This is a genomic window from Roseiterribacter gracilis (assembly GCA_018332375.1).
Lineage (GTDB): Bacteria > Pseudomonadota > Alphaproteobacteria > BOG-932 > Roseiterribacteraceae > Roseiterribacter > Roseiterribacter gracilis.
On sequence record BOPV01000001.1, the window covers coordinates 631514 to 654813 of the forward strand.

The window sequence follows — 23300 nt, forward strand, 5'->3', positions numbered from 1 at the left end:
GCGGTCGCTATGGTCCCGGATCTCGTATCCGGAGATCACGTAATGCCGCTCGACGACCCGAAACCGACTCGCAGCTGGGACAAATCCAAGCTTCCCAGCCGTCACGTAACTGTCGGGCCCGAGCGCGCACCGCACCGTAGCTACTATTATGCGATGGGCCTGACCGAGGCCGAGATCGCGCAGCCCTTTGTCGGCGTCGCGACCTGCTGGAATGAAGCGGCGCCCTGCAACATCTCGCTCAATCGCCAGGCGCAGTCGGTGAAGCGGGGTGTCAAAGCAGCCGGCGCCACGCCGCGCGAATTCACCACCATCACCGTCACTGACGGCATCGCCATGGGCCATGCCGGCATGAAGTCGTCGCTATGCTCGCGCGAAGTGATCGCGGATTCGGTCGAGCTGACGATGCGCGGTCATTGCTATGATGCGCTGGTCGGTCTGGCGGGCTGCGACAAAAGCCTGCCCGGCATGATGATGGCGATGGTGCGTCTCAACGTCCCGTCGGTGTTCATGTACGGCGGCTCGATTCTGCCCGGAAGATTCCGCGGCAAGGACGTCACCGTCGTCGATGTGTTCGAAGCAGTGGGCAAGCACGCGGTCGGCGCGATGGACGACGCCGAACTGCACGAGCTGGAATGTGTTGCCTGTCCCAGCGCCGGATCCTGCGGCGGACAGTTCACCGCCAACACGATGGCTTGCGTGTCCGAAGCGATGGGCTTGGCGCTGCCCGGGTCGGCCGGCGCGCCGGCGCCGTATGAGACGCGCGATCAATGGGCCGAAGCATCGGGCCGCGCCGTCGTCGATCTGATTGCGAAAAATCTGCGCCCGCGTGACATCGTCACGCGCAAAGCCTTGGAGAATGCCGCGACGATCGTGGCCGCAACCGGCGGCTCGACCAACGCGGCGCTGCATCTGCCGGCGATCGCGCATGAATGTGGCATCGAATTCGATCTGCACGAAGTGGCGCGCATCTTCAAACGCACGCCCTATATCGCCGACTTGAAACCGGGCGGCCGTTACGTCGCCAAGGATCTGTTCGAAGTCGGCGGCGTTGAGATTGTTATGAAGACGCTGCTCGACGCCGGCTATCTGCACGGCGACTGCATTACGGTGACCGGAAAAACGATCGCCGAAAATCTGGCCAACGTGAAATTCCCCACCGACCAAGACGTCGTGCGTCCGGCGACCTCGCCGATCACGCCGACCGGCGGTGTCGTCGGTCTGGTCGGGAATCTCGCAACCCAAGGCGCGATCGTCAAAGTCGCGGGCATGAAGAATCTGAAATTCAGCGGTCCGGCGCGCGTCTTCGACTGCGAAGAAGATGCGTTCGCTGCAGTCGAAAAGCGCGAATACCAGGAAGGCGACGTGCTGGTCATTCGCTACGAAGGTCCGCGCGGCGGCCCCGGCATGCGTGAGATGTTGTCGACGACGGCGGCGCTGTACGGGCAGGGGATGGGCGACAAAGTCGCGCTGATCACCGACGGACGTTTTTCCGGCGGCACGCGCGGCTTTTGCATCGGCCATGTCGGTCCGGAAGCCGCGGTCGGCGGCGCGATCGGCCTACTGCAGAACGGCGATATCATCGTGATCGACGCCGAGAACGGCACGCTCGACGTCGAACTCAGCGACGACGAATTGGCCAAGCGTCGTGCGGCGTGGAAACCGCGCAAGCATGATTTCCAGTCGGGCGCCTTGTGGAAGTTCGCGCAGACGGTGGGCGACGCGGAGAAGGGTGCGGTTACGCATCCGGGCGGCGCTGCGGAAACGCACATCTATGCCGACATTTGATGCGGCGTAGAATTCTGGCGGCGCTGTTGGCGCTCACCGGTTGCGCCAGCATGCCGCCGCCGGTGCCGGCCGATCGCGTGCACGCGCTGCTGGTCGGGAACACGGCCCATCTGCCCGACGGATTCCAGGAACATTACGCGCCGGACGGCACGCTGTATGGGCGCGTCGGCACCGACCACTATGCCGGCAAGTGGGAGCAGCGCGGTGACGCGTTCTGCACGTCGCTGTCGAATGACCCGCCGGTTTGCACGCGCATCTTCGACGACAAAGGCACGCTCACCTGGGCGCCGGATTCGGGCAAGCCGGTGAAGCTGACCGTCACGCCGGGGCGCGCCGCCGGTCTCTAACTGCGCGCGGCGCGGACTTCGCCGATGCCGTTGCCGCTTGCCGTGACTTGCGGTGTGCCGCGATACACGACCGAGCCGATACCGCTGTGTGTCACGCCAAGCGTGCGCGCCACTTGCAGTTTGACGTTGCCTGCACCGGACGTCATCACCGTCGCATCCTGCACCGCAAGCGCGTCGGCATTCACGCCGCCGACGCCGCTGACTGTGACCGTGAGACGTTCCGCCATGCCGGCGACGCGTACGTGTCCGGCACCGCTGATGACGATGTCGAGCGGCCCGCCCGCGAAGCCCGTCGCATCGATATTGCCGACACCGCGGACGCTGATCATCTGGGCCTGCGGCAGAGTCAGCGTCGCTTTGAGCCTGGTCACACCCATCGTCCAGCCGCGCATGTCCAGATGCAGCACGCCGTCGCGCGTTTCGCTGGTGATCCGTGGCAGCAGATTGTCGTTGGCTTCAAGGACCAGCGAAGGCGTCGGCCCAATGGCAAGCGTCACGTCGATCGGACCGTCGACTTCCACGCCGCGCGTGCCGATTGCAACCGGACGAGTCTCGGTGCCGAAACGCAGCGACGAAATCGTCGGCAGTGGTTCAGGGGCTGTGCACGACGCGGTGAGCGACAACAACACGACGGCGAGGGCGAGCGAACGCATGCGAATCTCCAAGCAGGAGATGCGAATGAACCAGCCCTAGCCTGTGGCCGACAAATGAAGCGTCCTGATGGATCGATAAGGCGTACTGATCCGTCGCTCAGCGATTAGCGCTTCTTTCCAAGTTCGGTCGTCGTCACGTGCGCGCTTCCGGTGTTGGTGACGACGCCGTCGCCGGAGTGGCGAATGACTTCCAACGTGCGTCGCACATGCAATTCGGCGTCGCCATTGCCGCGCACTTCGACGCGCGCGTCCTGTGCTTCGAGTTCGCTGGCGTCGAGATCGCCGGATCCGGCAATCGTCGTTTCCAACCGGTCGACGCGACCGCTCAACGTCACGTTCCCACTGCCGCGGATTTCGACTCGCGCCGTGCCGCTGGCAATGTCGCCCAGCTCGACATTGCCGGAACCCTGGACGCGTACTGTCGGATCGCGCGTCTGCAGTGAGCTGAGATCGATGTCGCCGGAGCCGCGCACCATGATGTCGGTGCGCTCGACTGTGCCGCTGGCATCGACACTGCCAGACCCGTCGATGGTGATGGCGAACGTGCCACCATCGAGTCCCATGATCTCGGCGTTGCCGCTGCCGGCGATGTGCAGCTTCTCCATTTGCGGAACGGTGATGCGCGCTTTGAGCTTGGTACGGCGCGGCACCTTGCCGTCAAATCCCAGATGCACGAGCCCGTCGCGCAGTTCGGTCGTGATCTGTGGGCGCAGCGAGTCCGGTGCTTCGATCTCGATCGATTGCGGGCTGCCGATGCGGATCACCGTGTCGATCGGGCCGGCGATTTCGACACCGCGCCCTTCGGCAAGCGTGCGTGTTTCGCTCGCGACGGTGCGGTCTTCGGTGGTCGTTTCGTCGCCAAATCCGAAATCAAGGCTGGTCGACATCGCCACGGTGACGACGAGGACCACACTCAAGGCAAGGACCAGGTAGGGTGGACGCAATCCGGGTTCGTCATTCGGCATGGCAAAAGCCTAGCGCACTTCTGCGGCCGCGATGAACCAACCTTCTTGATGTAGGGATAAGCGCGCCTGATCTATTCCGTCGGCCGTCCCGCAGGTCGGTCAGGCGCGCAGCGTGAGAATCACCGGCGTGTGATCGGACGCTTTCTCCAGCGCACGCGGTGCCTTGTCGATCTCGCAGGCTTCGATGCGGTCGGTGATTTGCGGCGAGGTCAGGAAATGGTCGATGCGGATGCCGATATTCCGGCGCCAGGCACCGGCCTGGTAGTCCCAGAAACTATATTGGCCCGGCCGCTTATCGACCGCGCGGAACGCATCGACGGTTCCGAGATGCAACATCGAACGCCACAACGCGCGCGTCTCGGGCTGTGCCAACGCGTCGTTCACCCAAAGCTTGGGATCAGAGCAATCGATGTCGTCGGGAATGACGTTGAAGTCGCCGCCGACGACGAACGGAATCTCGGCGTCGAGCATGGATTGGATTTCGCTTTTCAGCCGCTGCATCCAAGCCAGCTTGTAGGCGAACTTCTCGGTGCCGATCGGATTGCCGTTGGGCAGGTAGATGTTGATGACGCGCACGCCGTTGATCGTCATCGCAAGAAAGCGCGCATGTTCGTCGGCTGCGTCGCCAGCCAGTGCCTTGACCGGATCGGCGCCGGCAATTTTCGTCAAGGTCGCGACGCCGTTATAGGCTTTCTGCCCGACAAACTCGCAGCGATAGCCGATCTTCTCGAACTCCGCGGTCGGGAATTCGGTGGTTTTGATTTCCTGCAGCATCAGCACGTCGACGCCGTGCGTCTGCAGCCAATCACTGACGATCGGCAGCCGGACTTTGATCGAATTGACGTTCCAGGTCGCGATCTTCACGTCAGTTGACGGCGAAGCTGGTGCCGCAGCCGCAGGACGACGTCGCGTTGGGATTCTTCACCTGGAAATAGGCGCCCATCAGATCTTCGACGAAATCGATCTCGGCGCCCGCCAGCAGATCGAGCGAGGTTTCGTCGGTGACGAGTTTCGACCCGTCGCGCTCGAACACGCGGTCGTCCGACGCGGTCTGGTCGTCAAACGAGAAGGCGTACTGAAACCCCTGGCAGCCACCGCCCGAGACGGTGATGCGCAGCATCAGCCCCGGTTTGCCTTCGAGCTCGGCGAGCTGGGCAACGCGGCGAGCTGCCGCTGGCGAAAGGGTCAGGTCGTGGGCGAGTACTGATTCCATAGGCTTCCAATCTAGGGCGCGATTGCAACGCCGCAACGAGTCCGGCAGGTTCGCGCCGCCATGACGCCCATGCCCGAGACGCAGCCCGGAGCGCCGCTGTTGGCGCCCCAGACTGAAAGTCAGTGGGCGCCACGGCCGTGGGCGCCCTATGCCTGCGATCCGGCCCGTTCGCGTGGCCGGCTAAATCCTGAGCCCGAAAGCCCAAGCCGCAGCCCATTCCAGCGCGACCGCGACCGGATCGTGCATTCGGGCGCCTTCCGCAAGCTGAAGCACAAGACCCAGGTCTTTGTGTACCACGAGGGCGACTACTACCGGACCCGGCTGACCCATTCGATTGAAGTGGCGCAAATCGCGCGCACCGTGGCGCGGCATTTGTCGCTCAACGAGGACCTCGCCGAATGCGTGGCGCTAGCGCACGACCTGGGTCACACGCCCTTCGGTCATGCCGGCGAAGACGCGCTCCATGCCTGCATGGAAGGCCACGGTGGCTTCGACCATAACGACCAGGCGCTGCGGATTTTGACCCAACTCGAACATCGCTACGCCGCGTTCGATGGGCTGAACCTGACCTGGGAAACGCTGGAAGGGCTGGTCAAACACAACGGCCCCATAAAACCGCCATACCCGACCACGATCGACGCGTTCAGGGCCAAGTGGGACCTCGAACTCGGGTCCTATGCCGGGCTTGAGGCCCAGGTCGCCGCGATCAGCGACGACATCGCCTACAACACGCACGACATCGATGACGGGTTGCGCGCCGGCTTTATCACCGTCGCCGAGCTGCGCGAGCTGCCGTTGGTCGGCCCGATCCTCGATGAGGTGTTGGGCCAGTGGCCGGGGCTGGAACAAGGGCGCCTGATTTTTGAAACGACGCGGCGGATGATCGACCGGATGGTCAACGACATCCTGGCCGAGACGCGCCGCCGCCTGGCTGAGCTGAATCCCGCCAATGTCGAGGCGGTCCGGGCGGCTGGACGGCCGATGGTGACCTTCTCGGACGCGATGCAGCCGCAGCAGCAGGCGGTGCGGAAATTCCTCTACGACCGGGTCTATCGCGACTTCCGGGTCAACCGCATGCGCCGGAAGGTGCGCGGGGTGCTGACGGATCTGTTCGAGCTGTATATGGACGACACGTCCTGCCTGTCGCCCGAATGGCGCGCCCAGGCGGAGACGGGCGGGGCGACACACCGCGCCCGTACCATCGCTGACTACGTGGCCGGCATGACGGATCGCTTTGCGATCGACGAGCACCGCCGGCTTTTCGACCCGTACCACAAGATTTGAAATGAATTTGTTCAGTTACTTAGCCGCCGTGGTTCGCGCGGCGGTCGAGGAGTTGTCGCGTGACGGCGTGCTGCCGTCCGGGCTCGATCTATCGCGCATCGGCGTCGAAGCGCCGCGCGATCCGAGCCACGGCGACGTCGCGACCAATGCCGCCATGGTGCTGGCCAAACCGGCCGGCAAGAATCCGCGCCAAGTGGCTGAGGCGCTGGCGGAAAAGCTGCGCGGCTCAGCCGACGTCGTAAGCGCCGAAGTGGCTGGTCCAGGCTTTCTGAACCTGCGCCTGACGCCCGAATTCTGGCGCGCGCGGCTGGTCGATATCGTTTCGGCCGGGCCGCGCTACGGCGACAGCAAGGTCGGCATCGGCGAGCGGGTGAACGTCGAATACGTGTCTGCGAATCCCACGGGCCCGCTGACCGCAGGTCACGCGCGCGGCGCCGTGGTCGGCGACGCGCTGGCGGGGCTGTTGGCCAAAGCCGGCTACGACGTCACGCGCGAGTACTACATCAACGACGCCGGTGCGCAGGTCGATGTGCTGGCGCGCTCGGCCTACCTCCGCTACCGCGAAGCCTTCGGCGAGGCCGTCGAGATCCCGTCGGGCCTCTATCCCGGCGAGTATCTGAAGTCGGTCGGCGCGAAGCTCAAAGCGCGCGACGGCGACAAATGGATGACGGCCGACGAGGCCGTCTGGCTGCCTGTCGTGCGTCCGTTCGCGATCGACGCGCTGATGGACATGATCCGCGACGACCTGGTGGCGCTGGGCGTGAAGATGGATCGATTCAGCAGCGAGCGCGCGCTGGTCGAAGCCGGCAAGGTGCAAGAGGCGCTCGCAACGCTCGACTCCAAGGGCTTGCTCTACAAAGGCGTTCTCGAACCGCCCAAGGGCAAGTTGCCGGACGATTGGGAGCCGCGCGAACAGTTGCTGTTCCGCGCCACGCAATTCGGCGACGACGTCGATCGTCCGATCGCGAAAGCCGACGGCTCGTTCACCTACTTTGCCAACGACGTCGCCTATCACCTCGATAAGTGGAGTCGCGGCTTCAACAACCTGATCGACGTGGTCGGTGCCGACCATGCAGGCTGGGTCAAGCGCATCACCGCCGCGGTGGCCGCGATCAGCGACGGCAAGGCCGCGATCGACGTGAAGCTGTGCCAGCTGGTGAACCTGCTGCAGGGCGGCGTGCCGGTGAAGATGTCGAAGCGCAGCGGCAACTTCGTCACCTTGCGCGACCTGATCGACGAAGTCGGCAAGGACGTCGTGCGCTTCGTCATGCTGACGCGCCGCAACGATCAGACGCTCGACTTCGACTACGACAAGGTGGTCGAGCAGTCGAAGGACAACCCGGTTTTCTACGTCCAGTACGCCCATGCGCGCTGCCGGTCGGTGTTGCGCCATGCGGCGGCGCTGCCCGAGCCGCCAAACGAAGCCGAGCTAGCCTCGGCCGATTATGCGCGGCTAACGGAAGACGAGCTGCCGCTCATTCGGGCGATGGCGCAGTTTCCGAATGTGATCGAGCAGGCTGCGATCGCCCACGAGCCGCACCGAATCGCCTTTTATTTGTACGAGTTGGCGGGGGAATTTCATTCGCTCTGGAACAAGGGGCGCGATGACGCGACCTTACGTTTCTTGATCGAATCAGACCCCGCGCTGACACTCGCTCGCGTCGGGCTGGTGAAGGCGGTACAGACGGTTCTCGCCTCCGGCCTCGGCACGATCGGCGTCGAGCCGGTGGAGGAACTTCGCGCATGACGCAGCAAGACGGCAGCCCAACGCTCCGGGCCGAGATGGCGACTCCGCGTTCCGCGGCGGCGTCCTCGGCGACGGGGACAGGCGCTTCCGGCCGTCGTGCTTGGCTGCCGGCGGCTGCGGTCGGCTGCGCCGTGCTCGTCTTTGGATCGATCGTTTGGTTTGCCTATGACCGCGGCCGCGCCGGTACTGGTGGTCCGCCGCCGTTGATCCGCGCCGATGCCGGTCCGACCAAGACCCGTCCGGAACAGCCGGGCGGCATGCAGGTCCCGTATCAGGACACGATGGTCTACGACCGGCTGCAACCGGGCGCCGACAAGAACAAGAAGCCGCCGGTCGAAAGCCTGCTGCCGCCGCCCGAAGCGCCGATGGCGCGCCCCGAGCCGACGCGTCCCGCGGTCGAACGTCCGGTCGAAACGCTGCAGCCTGCGCCCGTGATCACCGCGCCAGCGCCGACCGTGCTGGCGCCGACGCCGCAAGTCGCAAGCGCTGCGCCGAACAAACTGCCCGAGCTGCCGAAGGCCCGAGTCGACACCGCGTCGCCGATAGCGCTCGCACCGCCCGGCGCGAAACAGGAGGCGGCGAAAGCGCCGGCACCGGCAACGACGGCTAGCGCGGACTATCGTCTGCAGCTTGGCGCGGTGCCGAGCGAAGAGGCGGCACGTTCGACCTTCGCGAAGCTCAAAGCCTCGCATAGCGATCTGCTCGGCAAATTGTCGATGCAGACCGAAACCGTGCAAAGCGGCGGCACCACGCTCTACCGCATCAAGGCCGGTCCGCTCGACGCCGCCACCGCCAAAGATCTGTGCGCGAAGCTTTCGGCGCAGAAGGTGGGTTGCCTTGTGCGCTGATCGCCCCCAGCAAACAAAGACTCCCGCCGCGATCGTGCTTGGTTGCGCTGGTCCGCTGCTCGGCGACAGCGAGCGCGACTTTTTCCGCGACGCCAATCCGCTCGGATTCATTCTGTTCAAGCGCAATGTCGACACGCCGGGCCAGGTGCGCGCGCTGGTTGATGCGTTGCGCGCAGCGGTCGGTCGCGAAGCGCCGGTGTTGATCGATCAGGAAGGCGGTCGCGTTGCGCGGCTGGGTCCGCCGCAATGGCCGGCGCTGCCAGCAGCACGTCGCATCGGCGAATTGGCAGAGCGCGATCTTGCCGCCGGACGCGAAGCGGCGCGGCTGCACGCGCAACTGATCGGACAGATGCTTGCCGAGCTCGGCCTCACCAGCGCCTGCGCGCCGGTGTTAGATTTGCTGCGGCCGGAAACCCATACGGTGATCGGCGACCGCGCCTATGGCGGCGATCCGGCCTTGGTTGCGGCGCTTGCCGACGCGGCGATCGACGGATTTCTCGATGCCGGCGTACTGCCGATCGCCAAACATATTCCGGGGCACGGTCGTGCGACGTCGGACTCGCATCTCGAACTGCCGGTCGTGACCGCCAGCGAAGACGCGTTGCGCGACAGCGACTTCATCGCGTTCCGCGGCGTGCGCTCGGCCTGGGCGATGGTTGCGCATGTCGTGTACCAGTCGATCGACGCGCTGCCGGCATCGATCTCGGCGCGCATCATCGGCGACGTAATCCGTCGTGACATTGGTTTCGACGGCGTGTTGATCGCCGACGATATCGGCATGAAAGCCCTCTCGGGATCGTTTGCTGCGCGCGCCGAAGCGACGCTCGCCGCGGGCTGCGATCTGACTCTGCATTGCTCAGGTGTGATGGACGAAATGGTAGATGCGATGCGCGGCACACGCGCGATCGATGACGTGGGATTGCGCCGCGTCGCCAAGCCTTGGCGGCGGCCGGTTGCGAAGGTGCGGGCCGAACGTGCACGTCTGGATGAATTGCTGCGCTTGAGCGAGGCGGCATGACCGCATTCGCACACGAGCTGCCGGACGAAGACGAACACGGCCAATTTCTGCTTGACCTCGACGGGTTCGACGGTCCGATCGACTTGCTGCTGTCGCTTGCGCGCGATCAGAAAGTCGACCTGACCAAGATCTCGATCCTGGCGCTGGCCGAGCAGTATCTCGCCTTCATCGAACGCGCGCGGCGCATCCGCCTCGAACTTGCCGCCGACTATCTGGTGATGGCGGCGTGGCTGGCGTTCTTGAAGTCGCGCCTGCTGTTGCCGGCACCGCCCGGCGATCCGGAGCCGACCGGCGAAGAGATGGCGGCGGCGCTTGCCTTCCAGCTGCGCCGTCTCGAAGCGATCCGCGAAGCTGGCAACGCGTTGCTGCGCCGGCCGCAGCTGGGCCGCGAAATTTTCGCGCGCGGCGAAGTCGAACCGATCGCGATCCGTCTGCACTGGGATGCGGGCGTCACGCTGTACGATCTGCTTGCGCTGCGCGGTGCGATCCACACGCGCAAAGCCAAGCCGGCGCTGCGCATGGCCGAGTACAATCTCCATTCGGTCGAAAAAGCGATCGAATGGTTGTCGAGCCTGCTGCCGGGCATGCCGGGATGGACGACGTTGAAGACGTTCGTGCCGACGCGTGCACGCGACGCCACCGAAGCGCGTTCAGCGATCGCCGCCACGTTCGGCGCGTCGCTCGAACTTGCCAAGCGCGGCAAGCTCGACATCCGCCAGGACGGCGCATTCCAACCGATCTATCTGCGTTCCGCCGATCGCGTGGACGTGTTTGAAGAAGAACCCGAGACCGAGACGAAGAATGATGGCTAAACCGCGCGACGACCACGAACACGAAGAAGAAATGGACCTCGAAGTCGAGGGCGGCGAAGACGTCGAACTTGCGGAAGACGCAGAACTCGAAGACGCCGATCTGGAAGAGGGCGACCTTGAAGAAGGCGACCTCGACGAAGAGGAAGGCGACGCCCAGGGCGAAGGCGACGAGAGCGAAGAAGCGAGCGCCGGCAAGGGCAAGAAGTCCAAGTCGAAGAAGCCTGCTGAAGAACCGCTCGACGAAGCTGCGCGCTACCATTTGCTGCGCGTGATCGAAGCGATCCTCTTCGCGTCGGCCGAACCGATCGAAGAGAACGCGCTGGTTGCGCAGGTCGGTTATCGCAAAGAGATGCCGGGCCTGTTGTCCGAGCTGGCCGAGCAATATGCCGGTCGCGGCGTCAATCTCGTGCAGCGCGACAATCGCTGGTGCTTCCGCACGGCCGCTGATTTGGCCGGCACGTTGAAACGCGAACAGGTGCAGACGCGCCGCCTGTCGCGCGCCGCAGTCGAGACCTTGGCGACGATCGCCTATCATCAGCCGGTGAGCCGTCCCGAAATCGAGACCATTCGCGGCGTGACCACATCGCGCGGCACGCTCGACGTGCTGATCGAGACGGGCTGGATCAAGCCGGGCAAACGTCGCAACGACGTGCCGGGCAAGCCGCTGACTTGGATGACGACGCAGCAGTTCCTCGACCAGTTCGGGCTGGAAAGCCTGGCCGACCTGCCGGGCCTCGACGATCTGCGCGCCGCGGGCCTGCTCGATGCACGTCCGGCGATCGCCGCGCTCGATAAGTTCGCCGAGCACGAAGAGGACGAGATCGACACCGACGGTGACGAGCTGGATCTGCGCCCGGGCGACGCCGAGCCGGCGCACGACGACGCCCACGAAGAGGGCCGCGACTGACGCGTTTTTCCCGCGAAGTGGGTACCGGTTCGCGGAAGAAAAACGCGCAAAGCTAGAAAGGGAGCGTGATCCTTAGGGATCACGCGAGCGGGACAGATTGCAGTCGAGAACCAGTCGCACTAGCTTCTGGTTCGAAAGCTGGTCCCCGCCATGAACCTTCCTCTGCGCAAGTCGCCGCTCGACGACGCGCCATCGCTGCTGCCGACGGCTACGCCGCAGACGCCGGCGTTGGCGATGGAGCGTGTTTCACACAGCTACGCTGCGCTTCGCGCCGTCGACGACGTGTCCTTGTCGATCGCGCGGGGCGAGATCGTCTGTCTCGTCGGACCGTCCGGTTGCGGCAAGTCGACCTTGCTGCGCATCGCGGCAGGGTTGGAGCGGCTGCAGCAGGGATCGGTGGCGCTGGCTGGCCGGTTGGTTGCGGGCCCACACGTCCAGGTCCCACCCGAGCGCCGTTCGATCGGGCTGGTGTTTCAGGACTACGCGCTGTTTCCGCATCTCGATGTGCTGCGCAACGTGCGCTTCGGCCTGCACAAGCTTGCGCCTGCCGAAGCGACGCGCCGCGCGATGGATGCGTTGGCGCAGGTCGGCATGGACGGCTACGCAAAATCCTATGTCCATCAGCTTTCCGGCGGGCAGCAGCAGCGCGTTGCGCTGGCGCGCGCCTTGGCGCCGCGGCCCGATGTTCTGCTGCTCGACGAACCGTTCTCGGGGCTTGATTCACAGCTGCGCGCGCAAATTCGCGACGAGACGCTGCATCTGTTGAAGCAGAACGGTATCGCGACCTTGCTGGTCACGCATGATCCGGAAGAGGCGATGTTCCTCGGCGACCGGATTGCGCTGATGAAGCAGGGGCGGTTGGTGCAGGTCGGCCGGCCCGAAGATCTCTATCTGCGTCCCAGCAATTCGTTCGCTGCCGGATTTTTCGGCGAGATCAATCGGCTCGACGGCGTCGTGCGCAATGGCTGCGTCGACACGCCGCTCGGCTGCGTGCACCCGACCAAACTCGCCGACGGGACTGCAGTCGAAGTGTTGATCCGCCCGGAAATGCTGGCGCTTTCCGAGCAAAAGCCGGTGACCGGCACTGCGACCGAAGCGCGGGTGCAGGCTGCGCGCCTGCTCGGACGTACAAGTCTTGTGCATATGACCGTGGAAGATTCCCAGGCGGGGCCGGTCCATCTGCATGCGCGTGTTGCGGGTGTCTGGCTGCCGGCCGAAGACTCCCGTGTCTGGATTGCGCTCGACGCCGGCCGGGCCTTTGTGTTTCCGACTGCCGCGGTTTAGAACTGGCCGGCGTTCCGGGGAGGTTTTCCGTGGGTTCTCTAAGCATTTGGCACTGGCTGATCGTATTGGCCGTTGTGCTCATCCTGTTCGGCGGCGGCGGCAAGCTGTCCCGTCTCATGGGCGATCTCGGCAAGGGCATCACCTCCTTCAAGAAGTCGATGAAAGACGGCGAAGAGGCGAATGCCGCGCCGCCGGCGCAGCCGCGCACCATCGACGGTTCGCCGGCTGACTCGGCCGCGCGTCGCGACGAGACGGTTCGCCACTCCTAAGTCTGCCGGCGCGTTTCGCGCCCAAAGCCGCTCGCATGTTCGATCTCGACAGCGGAAAGCTGGTGATCATCGCGATTGTCGCGTTGATCTTCATCGGTCCCAAAGATTTGCCGCGCGCCATCCGCACGGTCACGACCTGGATCCGCGCTGCGCAACGCATGGCGCGCGAATTCCAGTCGAACGTCGACGACTTCGTGCGCGAAAGCGAGCTGCACGAAATGCGCGAACAGGCGCGCAAGATGGCGATGTCGGTGCAGGAAGAAGTCGAAAAGCACGTCGATCCCGACGGCGAGCTGAAAAAGACCTTCAACAGCGATCCCCTGACTCCGATGTCGGACACGCCGACGCCCGAAGCCGATCCGCTGCAGACGCAGCCGGTGACGACGGCAGAGATCGAACATTCGACCACGACGCCGCAGCCCGAAATCGTTCCGGCGCCGGAAGAACCTTACGCGTTCGAGAAATTCGACGACGCACCGGCGACCAAGCCCGAACCGCAGCAGAAGCCGAATTCGTGACCGCGACGGAAGAAGATACCGACGACAAGAAGATGCCGTTGCTCGAGCATCTGCTGGAGTTGCGTCGGCGGTTGATCTGGTCCGCGCTGGCGTTTCTGATCTGCTTTCTCGTCGCCTTCTATTTCGCCGACAATATTTTCGAATTTCTGACGCGCCCGCTGTCGGTTGCGTGGCAGGGGCGTGAAGGCAAGCGCCTGATCTTCACGGCGTTGCAGGAAAAGTTTTTCACCAACATCCGCGTCGCCATGTTCGGCGGGCTGATCGTCAGCTTTCCGATCATCGCGACCCAGCTTTGGATGTTCGTCGCGCCCGGGCTCTACAAGAACGAGAAGCGCGTCTTCGCGCCGTTCCTGGTTGCGACGCCGATCATGTTCGCGCTCGGCGCGTCGCTGGTTTATTATTTCGTGCTGCCAGTCGCCTGGCACTTTTTCACCGGCTTCGAGCAACCGCCGGTCGATGGCGGACTGCCGATCCAGCTCGAACCCAAAGTCGCCGAATATCTGTCGCTGGTGATGCAATTCATCTTCGGCTTCGGATTCGTGTTCGAACTCCCGGTGCTGCTGACCTTGCTGGTGCAGGTTGGAATCACCTCCAGCGCGGCGCTGGCGCGCAACCGGCGCTATGCGATCGTGATCGCCTTCGTGGTTGCGGCGGTGCTGACGCCGCCCGATCCGATGAGCCAGGTCGCGATGGCACTGCCGATCGTCGTTCTCTACGAGGTGTCGATCTGGATCGGCCGCGCCATCGAACGCAGCCGCGCCAAGCGCGAGGCCGCGGAAGAGGCAGCCGAGAGCTAGGAACCAGCGGGGCGGTGGGCTAGAAGAACCGTCCCCGTTTGACTGAATTTCCGAGCTCCACATGTTCGACCTGCGTGCGATCCGGGACAATCCGGACGAGTTCGATCGCGGCCTTGCACGGCGCGGTCTCACCGGCATGGCCGACGAGGTGCTCAATCTCGATTCCGAGCGCCGCCGGATCCAGACCGAAACGCAGGAGGCGCAGCAGCGCCGCAACGCTCTGTCGAAGGAAATCGGCGCCGCCAAATCGCGCGGCGAAAAAGCCGACGACATGATCGCCGAAGTCGGCGAGCTGAAAATGCGCTTGCCGGCGTTGGAAGATCGCCAGCGCACGCTCGACGAGCGGATGGAGCTGCTGCTTGCTGGCATGCCGAACCTGCCGGCTGCGGACGTGCCCGAAGGCGAAGACGAAACCCACAATGTCGTGCAGTCCTATTGGCCGGGCCCGAACCCGGTCGATCCCGCCACCGCGGCCGGCGCCAAGGACCATGTCGAGTTGGGCGAACGTCTCGGCATGAGCGCGGAAGACGGCGCCAAACTGTCGGGCGCGCGGTTCACCGTGTTGCGCGGACCGTTGGCGCGGCTCGAACGTGCGCTGGGCCAGTTCATGCTGGATCTGCAAACGACACGCTTCGGCTACGAAGAAGTGGCGCCACCGATTTTGGTGCGCGGCGCGGCGTTGTTCGGCACCAGCCAGCTGCCCAAATTCGCCGAAGACCTGTTTCACACCACCGACGATCGTTGGCTGATCCCGACCGCCGAAGTGCCGCTCACCAATCTGGTGCGCGAGCAGATCGTCGACGCCGACAGGCTGCCGCTGCGCATGACTGCGCTGACGCCGTGCTTCCGCGCCGAAGCGGGTGCTGCGGGCAAAGACACGCGCGGCATGATCCGCCAGCACCAGTTCTGGAAAGTCGAGCTGGTGTCGGTGACGACGCCGGACGAGTCGAACGACGAACACGAACGCATGACGCAAGCGGCCGAAACGGTACTGCGCGAATTGGAGCTGCCGTTCCGCCGCGTCTTGTTGTGCGCGGGCGACATGGGCTTTTCGGCACGCAAGACCTACGACCTCGAAGTCTGGTTGCCCGGGCAGGCGGCGTATCGAGAGATTTCCAGCTGCTCGAATTGCGGTGACTTCCAGGCGCGCCGCATGGATGCGCGCTTCCGCGCCAAAGGATCGACCGACAGCCCGCGTTTCGTGCATACGCTGAACGGCTCGGGGCTCGCGGTCGGACGCACCTTGATCGCGGTGCTGGAAAATCATCAGCAGCCCGACGGCTCGATCGCGATTCCGAACGCGCTGCGTCCGTATCTCGGCGGCGTCGATCGCATCACCCCGTGACCAGCAACGAGACGCCGATCGATTTGGGTGCGGCGCGGATCCTGCTCGCCAATGACGACGGCGTGCATGCCGAAGGTCTGGCGGTGCTCGAACGGATTGCGCGCAGCCTGAGCGATGACGTCTGGGTCTGTGCGCCCGAGACCGAGCAATCGGCCGCGTCGCATTCGCTGACGATTTCGCGTCCGTTGCGCGTGCGCAAACTGGCGGAGAAGCGCTACGCGGTCGACGGCACGCCAACCGACTGCGTGCTGCTCGCCTTCCGCCATCTGTTCAAAGACACCAAGCCGACCTTGGTTCTGTCGGGCGTCAATCACGGCGAAAATCTCGCCGACGACATCACCTATTCGGGCACCGTCGCAGCGGCGATGGAAGCGACCTTGCTGGGCGTGCCCGCGATTGCGTTCAGCCAAGCCTACCAGGATGGGCGCAAAGCCGATTTCGCGACAGCCGAGAAATGGGGCGCTGACGTGGTGCGGCGTGCCTGCGCGACACGTTGGGATCCCGGCGTGTTGATGAACGTGAATTTTCCCGCTGTCGCGCCCGACGCAGTCACCGGCATCCGCGTCGTGCGCCAGGGCAAACGCAAACTGGGCGACGATCTGGTCGAACGCACCGATCCGCGCGGCCGTCTGTATTTCTGGATCGGGCCGCTGCGCGAAGAAGTCGATACCGATCCGGAAACCGATATCGGCGTAATTGCGGGCGGCGGCATTTCCGTCACGCCGCTTGGCCTCGACCTGACGCATGGCGCGACCTTGCAACGGCTCGGCCGGATGTTCGACCAGTGAGCGTGTTGGCGTGAACGACGCGCGCAAGATCCGTCTGCTGATGTCGTTGCGCCGGTCCGGCGTCACCGACACGCGCGTGCTGGCGGCGCTGGAGCGTGTCGCGCGCGATGCCTTCATCCCGCCAAGTTTCGCCGACAAAGCTTGGGACGATGTTGCCCTGCCGATCGGCCATGCCCAGACGATCAGCCAGCCGCTTGTCGTTGCGCTGATGAGCGAAGCGTTGCAAGTCGGCGACCGGATGAAGGTGCTCGAAGTCGGGACGGGGTCGGGCTACCAGACCGCGGTCCTGTCGCACCTGGCGCGACGCGTCTACACGATCGAGACGATCAAACCGCTGCTGGACGAGGCCGTGCAGCGTCTTGAGCAGATGCGCATCACCAACATCACGACCCGGCACGGCGACGGCAGCAAAGGTTGGCCCGAACAGGCGCCGTTCGATCGCATTCTGGTGACCGCTGCCGCCGGCGAAGAAGCGCCGCCGCCCTTGCTCGAACAGCTGGCGATCGGCGGTATTCTCGTGACGCCGGTGACCTGGCGCGCGGGCGAACAGATCGTGGTGCGCGTCACGCGCACCGAAGACGGGTACGAGCAGGAAGAGATGTTTCCGGTTCGCTTCGTACCGCTGGTGCCGGGATGAAGCGTCTCGCGCTTCTGTCGCTGCTGTTGTTGGGCGGTTGCTTCGGCGGCGGCAGCGAACGCGCGCCGGCCGCGCCGCAGCGCATGTCGCCGCGCACGATCGGCGTCCAGCCCGGCGATACGATCGCCGATCTCGCGCGTCGCTACGACGTGCCGATGCGCGATCTGATCGAGGTCAACGGACTGCAAGCGCCGTACAAGCTGGCGCCCGGCACGCAACTAATCTTCCCGGTGCCGCACGAATATGTCGTGCAGGCCGGGGACTCGCTGTACGGCATCTCGCGCCTGTTCGCGGTCGATCAAAGCGAGATCGTTCGTCTGAACCAGCTGCGCGAACCGTACGAAATCCGACCGGGACAGACGTTGCGTCTGCCGGTGCGCGGCAATGCGCCCGTGATGCGCAGCGCCGCCGTCGCGCCGCCGCCGCAACCGCAGCCCGCACCGATCGTCGCCGCGCCATCGCCGGCTGCGCCGGTGCAGTCGTCGCCGCTGCCGCCGCCGCCACCGCAACCGACCGCAATTGTTCCGCAAACCGCACCGACCGTGCTGGCGCCCCAGATCGCTGCACCGACAGTGATCGCGCCGCCCACGCCCATCCTCCCGGCGCCCGTCGTCGCGCCAGCCGCGCCCGCAATCGCGGCGCCGGTTGTTGCTGTACCGCCGGCTGCAGTCGCTGCGATCGAAGACGCGCCGGCGCCGGCCGGTACGCGGTTCCTGCAGCCGGTCTCCGGGCGTGTTCTTTCTGGCTACGGGCCCAAGCCGGACGGGCTGCACAATGACGGCGTCAATATCGCAGCGCCGTTGGGCACACCGGTGAAAGCGGCCGATCGCGGCACTGTCGTCTATGCCGGCAATGAACTGCGCGGCTTCGGCAATCTCGTTTTGCTCAAACATGACGACGGATTCGTCACCGCCTACGCGCATCTCGACAAAATCGACGTCACCAAGGGCGATACGGTCGCGCGTGGCCAGCGGATCGGCACAGTGGGGCGTAGCGGGTCGGTCGCCGAACCGCAGTTGCATTTCGAACTTCGCCGCGGTGCGAAAGCGATCGATCCAGCGCCCGCCATGCGTAGCTAAGCGATTTGGTTCTTGCCGCGCGGCGCGCGCGGGATGACGCTTGGTCATGCTTTTGCGCCGCGCTTTCCTCACCGGTCTTTGCACGCTGCCCGTCGCCGCACATGCGTCCAGCAGCGAAACGCTGCGCACGTCGCGCACGCCGGTTTTGCCGGTCGGGCATGGCGCCGAACAGATTGCCGGCGACGCCGCACTCAATCGCCTGACGGTTCCGGCGCGCGTGAACGGACAGGGGCCGTTCGATTTTCTCGTCGACACTGCAGCTGAGCGTTCGGTCCTGTCGGTCGAACTTGCGCACCGCCTAGGACTGCAAACCAACCGCACGGCGCGGCTGCACGGAATTGCCGGCGTTGAATCGGTCGACACGGTGCTGGTCAACGAGCTGGCGATCGGTGGCTTGCGCAGCGCCAATCTCGAACCGCTTACGCTGCCGTGGCAACGGCTGGAAATGGACGGGGTGTTGGGGCTCGACGTGTTGCAGGAGCGATGCGTCGTGCTGGATTTCAACGGTCGCACCTTGACCGTAGCGCCGTCGCGTTGGGCGCAGATCGGTGCCAACGCCGTGCGCGGCGAAGCGACCGTCAAAGGATTGTCGCGTCTCGGACGTCTGACCTTCGTCGATTGCTATGTCGACGGAACGCGCGTGCACGCGTTCGTCGATTCCGGTGCGCAATGGTCGGTGGGCAACGAGGCGCTGGCGACGGCGATCAAAGCCTTTCGTCCAACCAAAGGCGAGCAGGCTGAACCGGTGCAACTCTACGGCGCGACAGGACAGTCTGCTGTCGCGCGCTTGGGCCATGCCGGCAAATTCACGCTCGGTCCGGTTCAGTTCATGTCGATGGATTTGTTGTTCAGCGATCTGCACGTGTTCGACGTGTGGGAATTGCGCGACCGTCCGGCGCTGTTGGTCGGCGCCGATCTGCTGAAGCTGTTCCAGACGGTCGAGCTTGATTTCGGTAGCGGCCAGCTGCGCGTGCGCCGTGCCGACAGCGGACGCATGCAGGTCGCGCAGGTGGGTTAGATGAAAACTGGCAACGAAAGACGTTCCGCCATGCTCCTTCGCCGCAACTTCGTCACCGGCCTGTGCGCGCTGCCAATCGCCGCGCACAGCACGACCGCCTTCGCAGCCGAGAAGACGCCGAAGAAGACCGGCGACACGCTACGCTCCAGCCGCGCCGAAACGACTCCGAAAGCGCCCGCAGCCGACGGCGAAGCATTGGCGGGCAAGGTCGATATACGTGACCGTCTGACCTTGCCCGTCTGGCTGAACGGGCAGGGCCCGTATCAATTCGCCGTCGACACCGCAGCGGAACGGTCGGTCATCGCGTCGGAAATCGCCGACCGGTTGGGGTTGATATCGGCGCGGGAAGCGCGCCTGCACGGGATTGCGGGCGCCGAAGTCACGCGCACCGTGCGTCTGCAAGAACTCAGCCTCGGCAGGCTGCGCAGCACCGATCTGCAAACGCCGGTTCTGCCGCGCGCGCGGTTGGAGGTGGATGGGCTGATCGGACTCGACGTGCTGCAGGATCGTGCCGTCAAGCTCGACTTCGCCGAACATACGCTGACGGTGCAGCGGGCGCGCTGGGAGTCGATCACCGGCCCGATGCGGCGCCCCGGCGAAGCAACCATCAGCGGCATGTCGCGTCTCGGTCAGCTGACCTTCGTCGACTCCAAGGTCGAAGACACGCGTGTCTATGCCTTCATCGACTCCGGTGCCGACGCGTCGGTCGGTAATGAGGCGCTGGCCACTGCGCTTGGCGCTTTGCCGCGTGCGGGTGAAACGCTGGTTCCGCTGCAAGGCGTGACCGGGCAGGTCGCGATGTCGCGCTTGGGTTTCGCCAAACGCTTCCAGCTTGGACCGGCGATCTTCAGCAACATGCAGATCCTGTTCAGCGACCTGCACGTGTTCGATTTGTGGGATCTGCGCGACCGGCCCGCGATGCTGGTCGGCTGTGATCTGCTGAAACTGTTCGCGTCGGTCGAACTTGATTTCGGCCGTCACGAATTGCGTCTGCAGAAGGCCGACGTCGATCTGCGCATGGCGAGCGCGCTCACGCACACCGGCTAGTCGGCAATCTTCTTTCCGAGTTTGCCGGCCAGGTCCTGCACGAACTGCCAGGCGACGCGGCCCGAACGCGCGCCGCGCGTTACCGACCAGGCATTGGCGTCGGCGTGCAACTTGTCGCGCTCGACGCCGAGTGCGAACCGTTCGGCGTAGGAATCCACCATGGCGAGATAGGTCTGCTGATCGCAGGCATGAAAGCCAAGCCACAGGCCGAACCGGTCCGACAGGCTGACTTTCTCTTCGATCGCTTCGCCGGGATTGATTGCGGTCGAACGTTCGTTGTCGATCATTTCGCGCGGCATCAGATGGCGCCGGTTCGACGTCGCGTAAAACAGAACGTTCGATGGGCGTCCTTCCAACCCGCCTTCCAACCCGGCTTTCAGCGATTTGTACGCGGCGTCTTCGGTTTCGAACGACAGATCGTCGACGAACACGATGGCGCGGCGGTCGCTGGCGCGCAGCAAGGTCAGCAGGGTGGGCACGCTGGTCAGTTCTTCGCGCTGCACTTCGATCAGCACCAGGCTACTGGGTGCCTCGGCCAGGACGGTCGCGTGCGCGGCTTTGACGAGCGACGACTTGCCCATGCCGCGCGCGCCCCACAGCAGCGCGTTGTTGGCGGGCAGGCCGCGCGCGAAGCGGCGGGTATTTTCGAGCAGCAGCTGGGATTGGCGATCGACCCCGCGCAGCAGATCCAGCGCCACGCGGTTGACGTGCGGCACCGGAGTCAGCGCGGCACGATCGCCATGCCACAGAAAAGCGTCGGCGCGGGCCAGGTCGAGGGCGGCAGCAGGGGCCGGGGCGAGGCGTTCGAGCGCGGCCACGGCGCGATCGACCAGGGCCCGGAAATCGGGGTCGGTCATGCGGAGAAAATCGCGTCCTTCCAGGCCGTTGAGGGCGCATTTGCAAGCTTGGGGTCGGGGGTTATAGTCCGGCCTCTTTTGGAGCTGCGCAACCCCATGAAAAACAAGATTCTCGCCATCTCGGCTGCGGTTCTCGCGGCCTCGCCGGCGCTGGCGCAAACCGCGCCGGCCGGCGGTGGCGGCCTGTCGGAAACCCTGCCGACCCTGCTGATGTTCGGCCTGATGTTCGTCGTCTTCTACGTGCTGCTGATTCGTCCGCAGCAGAAGAAGGTCAAAGAACAGCAGGCGATGATCGCCGCCGTGCGCCGCGGCGACCGCGTCGTTGTGTCGGGCTTCATCGGCACCGTCACGCGCGTGCAGGACGATGAAGTGCAGTTGGAACTCGCCGAGGGCGTGCGCGTGCGCGTGCTGAAGCCGGCGATCACCACGGTCCTGACCAAAGGCGACGTGAAGCCCGACAGCAAAGAAGCTTCTGAGGGCTGATCTTGGTTTACTTCTCGCGTTGGAAAATCGGGCTGATCCTCGCGGTTTGCGCAGCGAGCATTCTGTTCAGCCTGCCAAACCTGTTCCCCAAGTCGTCGCTGCCGGCCTGGCTGCCGTCGCGCCAGGTGAATCTCGGCCTCGATCTGCGCGGCGGTTCGTATCTGTTGATGCAGGTCGATCTGTCGGCGCTGACCAAGGAACGTCTGGAAGGCACGCTCGACCAGGTGCGCGCCAAGCTGCGCGAAGCGAAGATCCCGTATAGCGGTCTCGAAGTGCGCAACGACGCGATCGAGGTGACGTTGCGCGATCCGACGCAGCGCGACGCTGCTGCGACGGCGCTGCGTGACGTCGGCACCGGTGACGGCCAGCCTGCAATTCTGGGCGGGCAGGGAAATGATTTCGCGGTCGCGACCCCGTCCGATGCGGTCGTGCGTTTGACGCTCACGCCACAAGCCGCGCAGGCAAAGGGCAGCCAGGCGATCGAGCAATCGATCGAAATCGTGCGCCGCCGCATCGATCAAACCGGCGTGAATGAGCCGCAGATCGCGCGCCAGGGCGCCGACCGCATTCTCGTGCAGCTTCCCGGCGTCGACGATCCCGATCGCATCAAGCGGTTGCTCGGCACCACCGCGAAGATGAACTTCCATCTGCTCGATGACTCGCAGCCCGATGCCACCAAGCCGGCACCACCGGGCGCGATGTGGATCAACAGCGACGAGCGCGGCCGTCCCGGCGCGAAGTATCTGGTGAAGCGCAAGATCGAAGTGTCGGGTTCGAACCTGACCGACGCGCGCGCTTCGACCAACCAGCAGACCGGCCAATGGGTCGTGACCTTCCGCTTTGACTCGATCGGTTCGAAGAAATTCGCGGCCATCACCACCGCCAATGTCGGCCGTCCGTTTGCGATCGTACTCGACGACAAGGCGATTTCGGTGCCGGTGATCCAGGAACCGATCACGGGCGGAACCGGGCAAATCGCGGGCAATTTCACCGCCGCCAGCGCGAATGATCTCGCGGTGCTATTGCGTGCCGGTGCGCTGCCGGCGCCGTTGAAGATTATCGAAGAACGTTCGGTCGGCCCCGATCTTGGTGCTGACTCGATCCGTGCCGGCATCATGTCGGTGGTGATCGGTCTGGTGCTGGTCATGGCCTACATGATCCTCAGCTACGGGCTGTTCGGCCTGTTCGCCAACATCGCACTGCTGTTCAATATCCTGCTCACCGTGGCGGCGTTGTCGTTGCTGCAGGCGACGCTGACCTTGCCCGGTATCGCCGGCATTCTGTTGACGGTCGGCATGTCGGTCGACGCCAACATTCTGATCAACGAACGCATTCGCGAAGAGACCAAGAACGGCAAGGGCGCGTTCTCGGCGATGGAAGCGGGCTTTAGCCGCGCGCTGTCGACGATCATCGACGCCAACCTGACGACCTTGATCAAGATGGCGATCTTGTTCGCGTTCGGCACTGGCGTGGTCAAAGGCTTCGCGGTGACGATCTCGATCGGCATTCTGACTTCGATGTTCACCGCCACCATTCTGGTGCGGTTGATGATGACGACTTGGCTGCGCCGCACGCGGCCGAAGATGTTGGCGGTGTAAT

At 64.6% G+C, this 23300-nt stretch carries 25 protein-coding genes; 20 read left to right on the forward strand and 5 right to left on the reverse strand.

The annotated features are described in order from the left end of the window. Positions 1–42: 42 nt before the first annotated feature. Both ilvD and TMPK1_RS03130 read left to right on the forward strand, forming a co-directional pair. Positions 43–1785 carry a dihydroxy-acid dehydratase gene (gene ilvD, locus TMPK1_RS03125; protein ID WP_420241362.1) on the forward strand — a complete coding sequence of 581 codons (1743 nt, stop codon included), beginning with the start codon at positions 43–45 and terminating at the stop codon, positions 1783–1785. Next, positions 1785–2132, forward strand: coding sequence for a hypothetical protein (locus TMPK1_RS03130; protein ID WP_420241363.1), 348 nt, complete (start codon positions 1785–1787; stop codon positions 2130–2132). The genes ilvD and TMPK1_RS03130 overlap by 1 nt, the downstream gene beginning before the upstream one ends. Here TMPK1_RS03130 and TMPK1_RS03135 read toward each other — a convergent pair. The 4 genes from TMPK1_RS03135 to erpA form a co-directional block, all read right to left on the reverse strand. After that, positions 2129–2785: a head GIN domain-containing protein gene (locus TMPK1_RS03135; RefSeq protein WP_420241364.1), complete on the reverse strand. Its 657-nt coding sequence runs from the start codon at positions 2783–2785 to the stop codon at positions 2129–2131. The two genes, TMPK1_RS03130 and TMPK1_RS03135, sit on opposite strands and share 4 nt — an antisense overlap. A 104-nt stretch (positions 2786–2889) precedes the next feature. After that, positions 2890–3696, reverse strand: coding sequence for a GIN domain-containing protein (locus TMPK1_RS03140; RefSeq protein WP_420245604.1), 807 nt, complete (start codon positions 3694–3696; stop codon positions 2890–2892). Positions 3697–3849: 153 nt separating this feature from the next. After that, positions 3850–4614: an exodeoxyribonuclease III gene (gene xth / locus TMPK1_RS03145; RefSeq protein WP_420241365.1), complete on the reverse strand. Its 765-nt coding sequence runs from the start codon at positions 4612–4614 to the stop codon at positions 3850–3852. 1 nt (position 4615) lies between these two features. Continuing rightward, positions 4616–4963 carry an iron-sulfur cluster insertion protein ErpA gene (erpA, locus tag TMPK1_RS03150; RefSeq protein WP_420241366.1) on the reverse strand — a complete coding sequence of 116 codons (348 nt, stop codon included), beginning with the start codon at positions 4961–4963 and terminating at the stop codon, positions 4616–4618. A 69-nt stretch (positions 4964–5032) separates the two neighbouring features. Here erpA and TMPK1_RS03155 point away from each other — a divergent pair, with 69 nt between their 5' ends. The 16 genes from TMPK1_RS03155 to TMPK1_RS03230 all read left to right on the forward strand — a co-directional run bounded on the left by TMPK1_RS03155 (position 5033) and on the right by TMPK1_RS03230 (position 20361). After that, positions 5033–6247 (forward strand): deoxyguanosinetriphosphate triphosphohydrolase, encoded by a 1215-nt coding sequence (locus TMPK1_RS03155; protein ID WP_420241367.1) that lies wholly within the window; start codon positions 5033–5035, stop codon positions 6245–6247. A gap of 1 nt (position 6248) precedes the next feature. Continuing rightward, positions 6249–7994, forward strand: coding sequence for an arginine--tRNA ligase (argS, locus tag TMPK1_RS03160; protein ID WP_420241368.1), 1746 nt, complete (start codon positions 6249–6251; stop codon positions 7992–7994). A 131-nt stretch (positions 7995–8125) separates the two neighbouring features. Continuing rightward, positions 8126–8842, forward strand: a complete 717-nt coding sequence (locus TMPK1_RS03165; protein WP_420241369.1) for an SPOR domain-containing protein — start codon at positions 8126–8128, stop codon at positions 8840–8842. Between the two features lie 34 nt (positions 8843–8876). Continuing rightward, the gene (gene nagZ / locus TMPK1_RS03170; protein WP_420241370.1) at positions 8877–9860 is read left to right on the forward strand and encodes a beta-N-acetylhexosaminidase; all 984 of its coding nucleotides are present in this window, start codon (positions 8877–8879) and stop codon (positions 9858–9860) included. Next, positions 9857–10672 carry a segregation and condensation protein A gene (locus TMPK1_RS03175; protein ID WP_420241371.1) on the forward strand — a complete coding sequence of 272 codons (816 nt, stop codon included), beginning with the start codon at positions 9857–9859 and terminating at the stop codon, positions 10670–10672. Before nagZ ends, TMPK1_RS03175 begins: the two co-directional genes overlap by 4 nt. Next, positions 10662–11579, forward strand: coding sequence for an SMC-Scp complex subunit ScpB (gene scpB, locus TMPK1_RS03180; RefSeq protein ID WP_420241372.1), 918 nt, complete (start codon positions 10662–10664; stop codon positions 11577–11579). The genes TMPK1_RS03175 and scpB overlap by 11 nt, the downstream gene beginning before the upstream one ends. A 150-nt stretch (positions 11580–11729) precedes the next feature. Next, on the forward strand, positions 11730–12863 hold the full coding sequence (locus TMPK1_RS03185; protein WP_420241374.1) for an ABC transporter ATP-binding protein: 1134 nt from the start codon (positions 11730–11732) through the stop codon (positions 12861–12863). A 29-nt stretch (positions 12864–12892) separates the two neighbouring features. Beyond that, positions 12893–13132, forward strand: a complete 240-nt coding sequence (locus TMPK1_RS03190) for a twin-arginine translocase TatA/TatE family subunit (protein ID WP_420241375.1) — start codon at positions 12893–12895, stop codon at positions 13130–13132. Positions 13133–13167: 35 nt separating this feature from the next. Next, entirely contained in the window at positions 13168–13650 is a 483-nt protein-coding gene (gene tatB, locus TMPK1_RS03195) for a Sec-independent protein translocase protein TatB (protein ID WP_420241377.1), read from the forward strand. After that, a complete protein-coding gene (tatC, locus tag TMPK1_RS03200) occupies positions 13647–14447 on the forward strand; it encodes a twin-arginine translocase subunit TatC (protein ID WP_420241379.1) in 801 nt (266 codons plus the stop codon). Before tatB ends, tatC begins: the two co-directional genes overlap by 4 nt. Positions 14448–14508: 61 nt before the next feature. Then, positions 14509–15792: a serine--tRNA ligase gene (serS, locus tag TMPK1_RS03205; RefSeq protein ID WP_420241381.1), complete on the forward strand. Its 1284-nt coding sequence runs from the start codon at positions 14509–14511 to the stop codon at positions 15790–15792. Then, positions 15789–16580, forward strand: coding sequence for a 5'/3'-nucleotidase SurE (gene surE / locus TMPK1_RS03210; protein WP_420241383.1), 792 nt, complete (start codon positions 15789–15791; stop codon positions 16578–16580). Before serS ends, surE begins: the two co-directional genes overlap by 4 nt. 40 nt (positions 16581–16620) lie before the next feature. Continuing rightward, positions 16621–17217, forward strand: a complete 597-nt coding sequence (locus TMPK1_RS03215; protein WP_420245605.1) for a protein-L-isoaspartate(D-aspartate) O-methyltransferase — start codon at positions 16621–16623, stop codon at positions 17215–17217. Next, the gene (locus TMPK1_RS03220) at positions 17214–18296 is read left to right on the forward strand and encodes a LysM peptidoglycan-binding domain-containing M23 family metallopeptidase (protein WP_420241385.1); all 1083 of its coding nucleotides are present in this window, start codon (positions 17214–17216) and stop codon (positions 18294–18296) included. Before TMPK1_RS03215 ends, TMPK1_RS03220 begins: the two co-directional genes overlap by 4 nt. Positions 18297–18342: 46 nt before the next feature. Then, a complete protein-coding gene (locus TMPK1_RS03225) occupies positions 18343–19314 on the forward strand; it encodes a retroviral-like aspartic protease family protein (RefSeq protein ID WP_420241387.1) in 972 nt (323 codons plus the stop codon). A gap of 30 nt (positions 19315–19344) precedes the next feature. Continuing rightward, complete coding sequence (locus TMPK1_RS03230) at positions 19345–20361, forward strand: retroviral-like aspartic protease family protein (protein WP_420241389.1); 1017 nt, start codon at positions 19345–19347, stop codon at positions 20359–20361. Here the strand turns inward: TMPK1_RS03230 and TMPK1_RS03235 are convergent. After that, a complete protein-coding gene (locus TMPK1_RS03235; protein ID WP_420241391.1) occupies positions 20358–21218 on the reverse strand; it encodes an ATP-binding protein in 861 nt (286 codons plus the stop codon). The genes TMPK1_RS03230 and TMPK1_RS03235 overlap by 4 nt on opposite strands. Positions 21219–21314: 96 nt before the next feature. Between TMPK1_RS03235 and yajC the strand changes: the two genes are divergently transcribed. Beyond that, a complete protein-coding gene (gene yajC / locus TMPK1_RS03240; RefSeq protein ID WP_420241393.1) occupies positions 21315–21701 on the forward strand; it encodes a preprotein translocase subunit YajC in 387 nt (128 codons plus the stop codon). 2 nt (positions 21702–21703) lie between these two features. Next, entirely contained in the window at positions 21704–23299 is a 1596-nt protein-coding gene (secD, locus tag TMPK1_RS03245; protein ID WP_420241395.1) for a protein translocase subunit SecD, read from the forward strand. Position 23300: the final 1 nt, after the last annotated feature.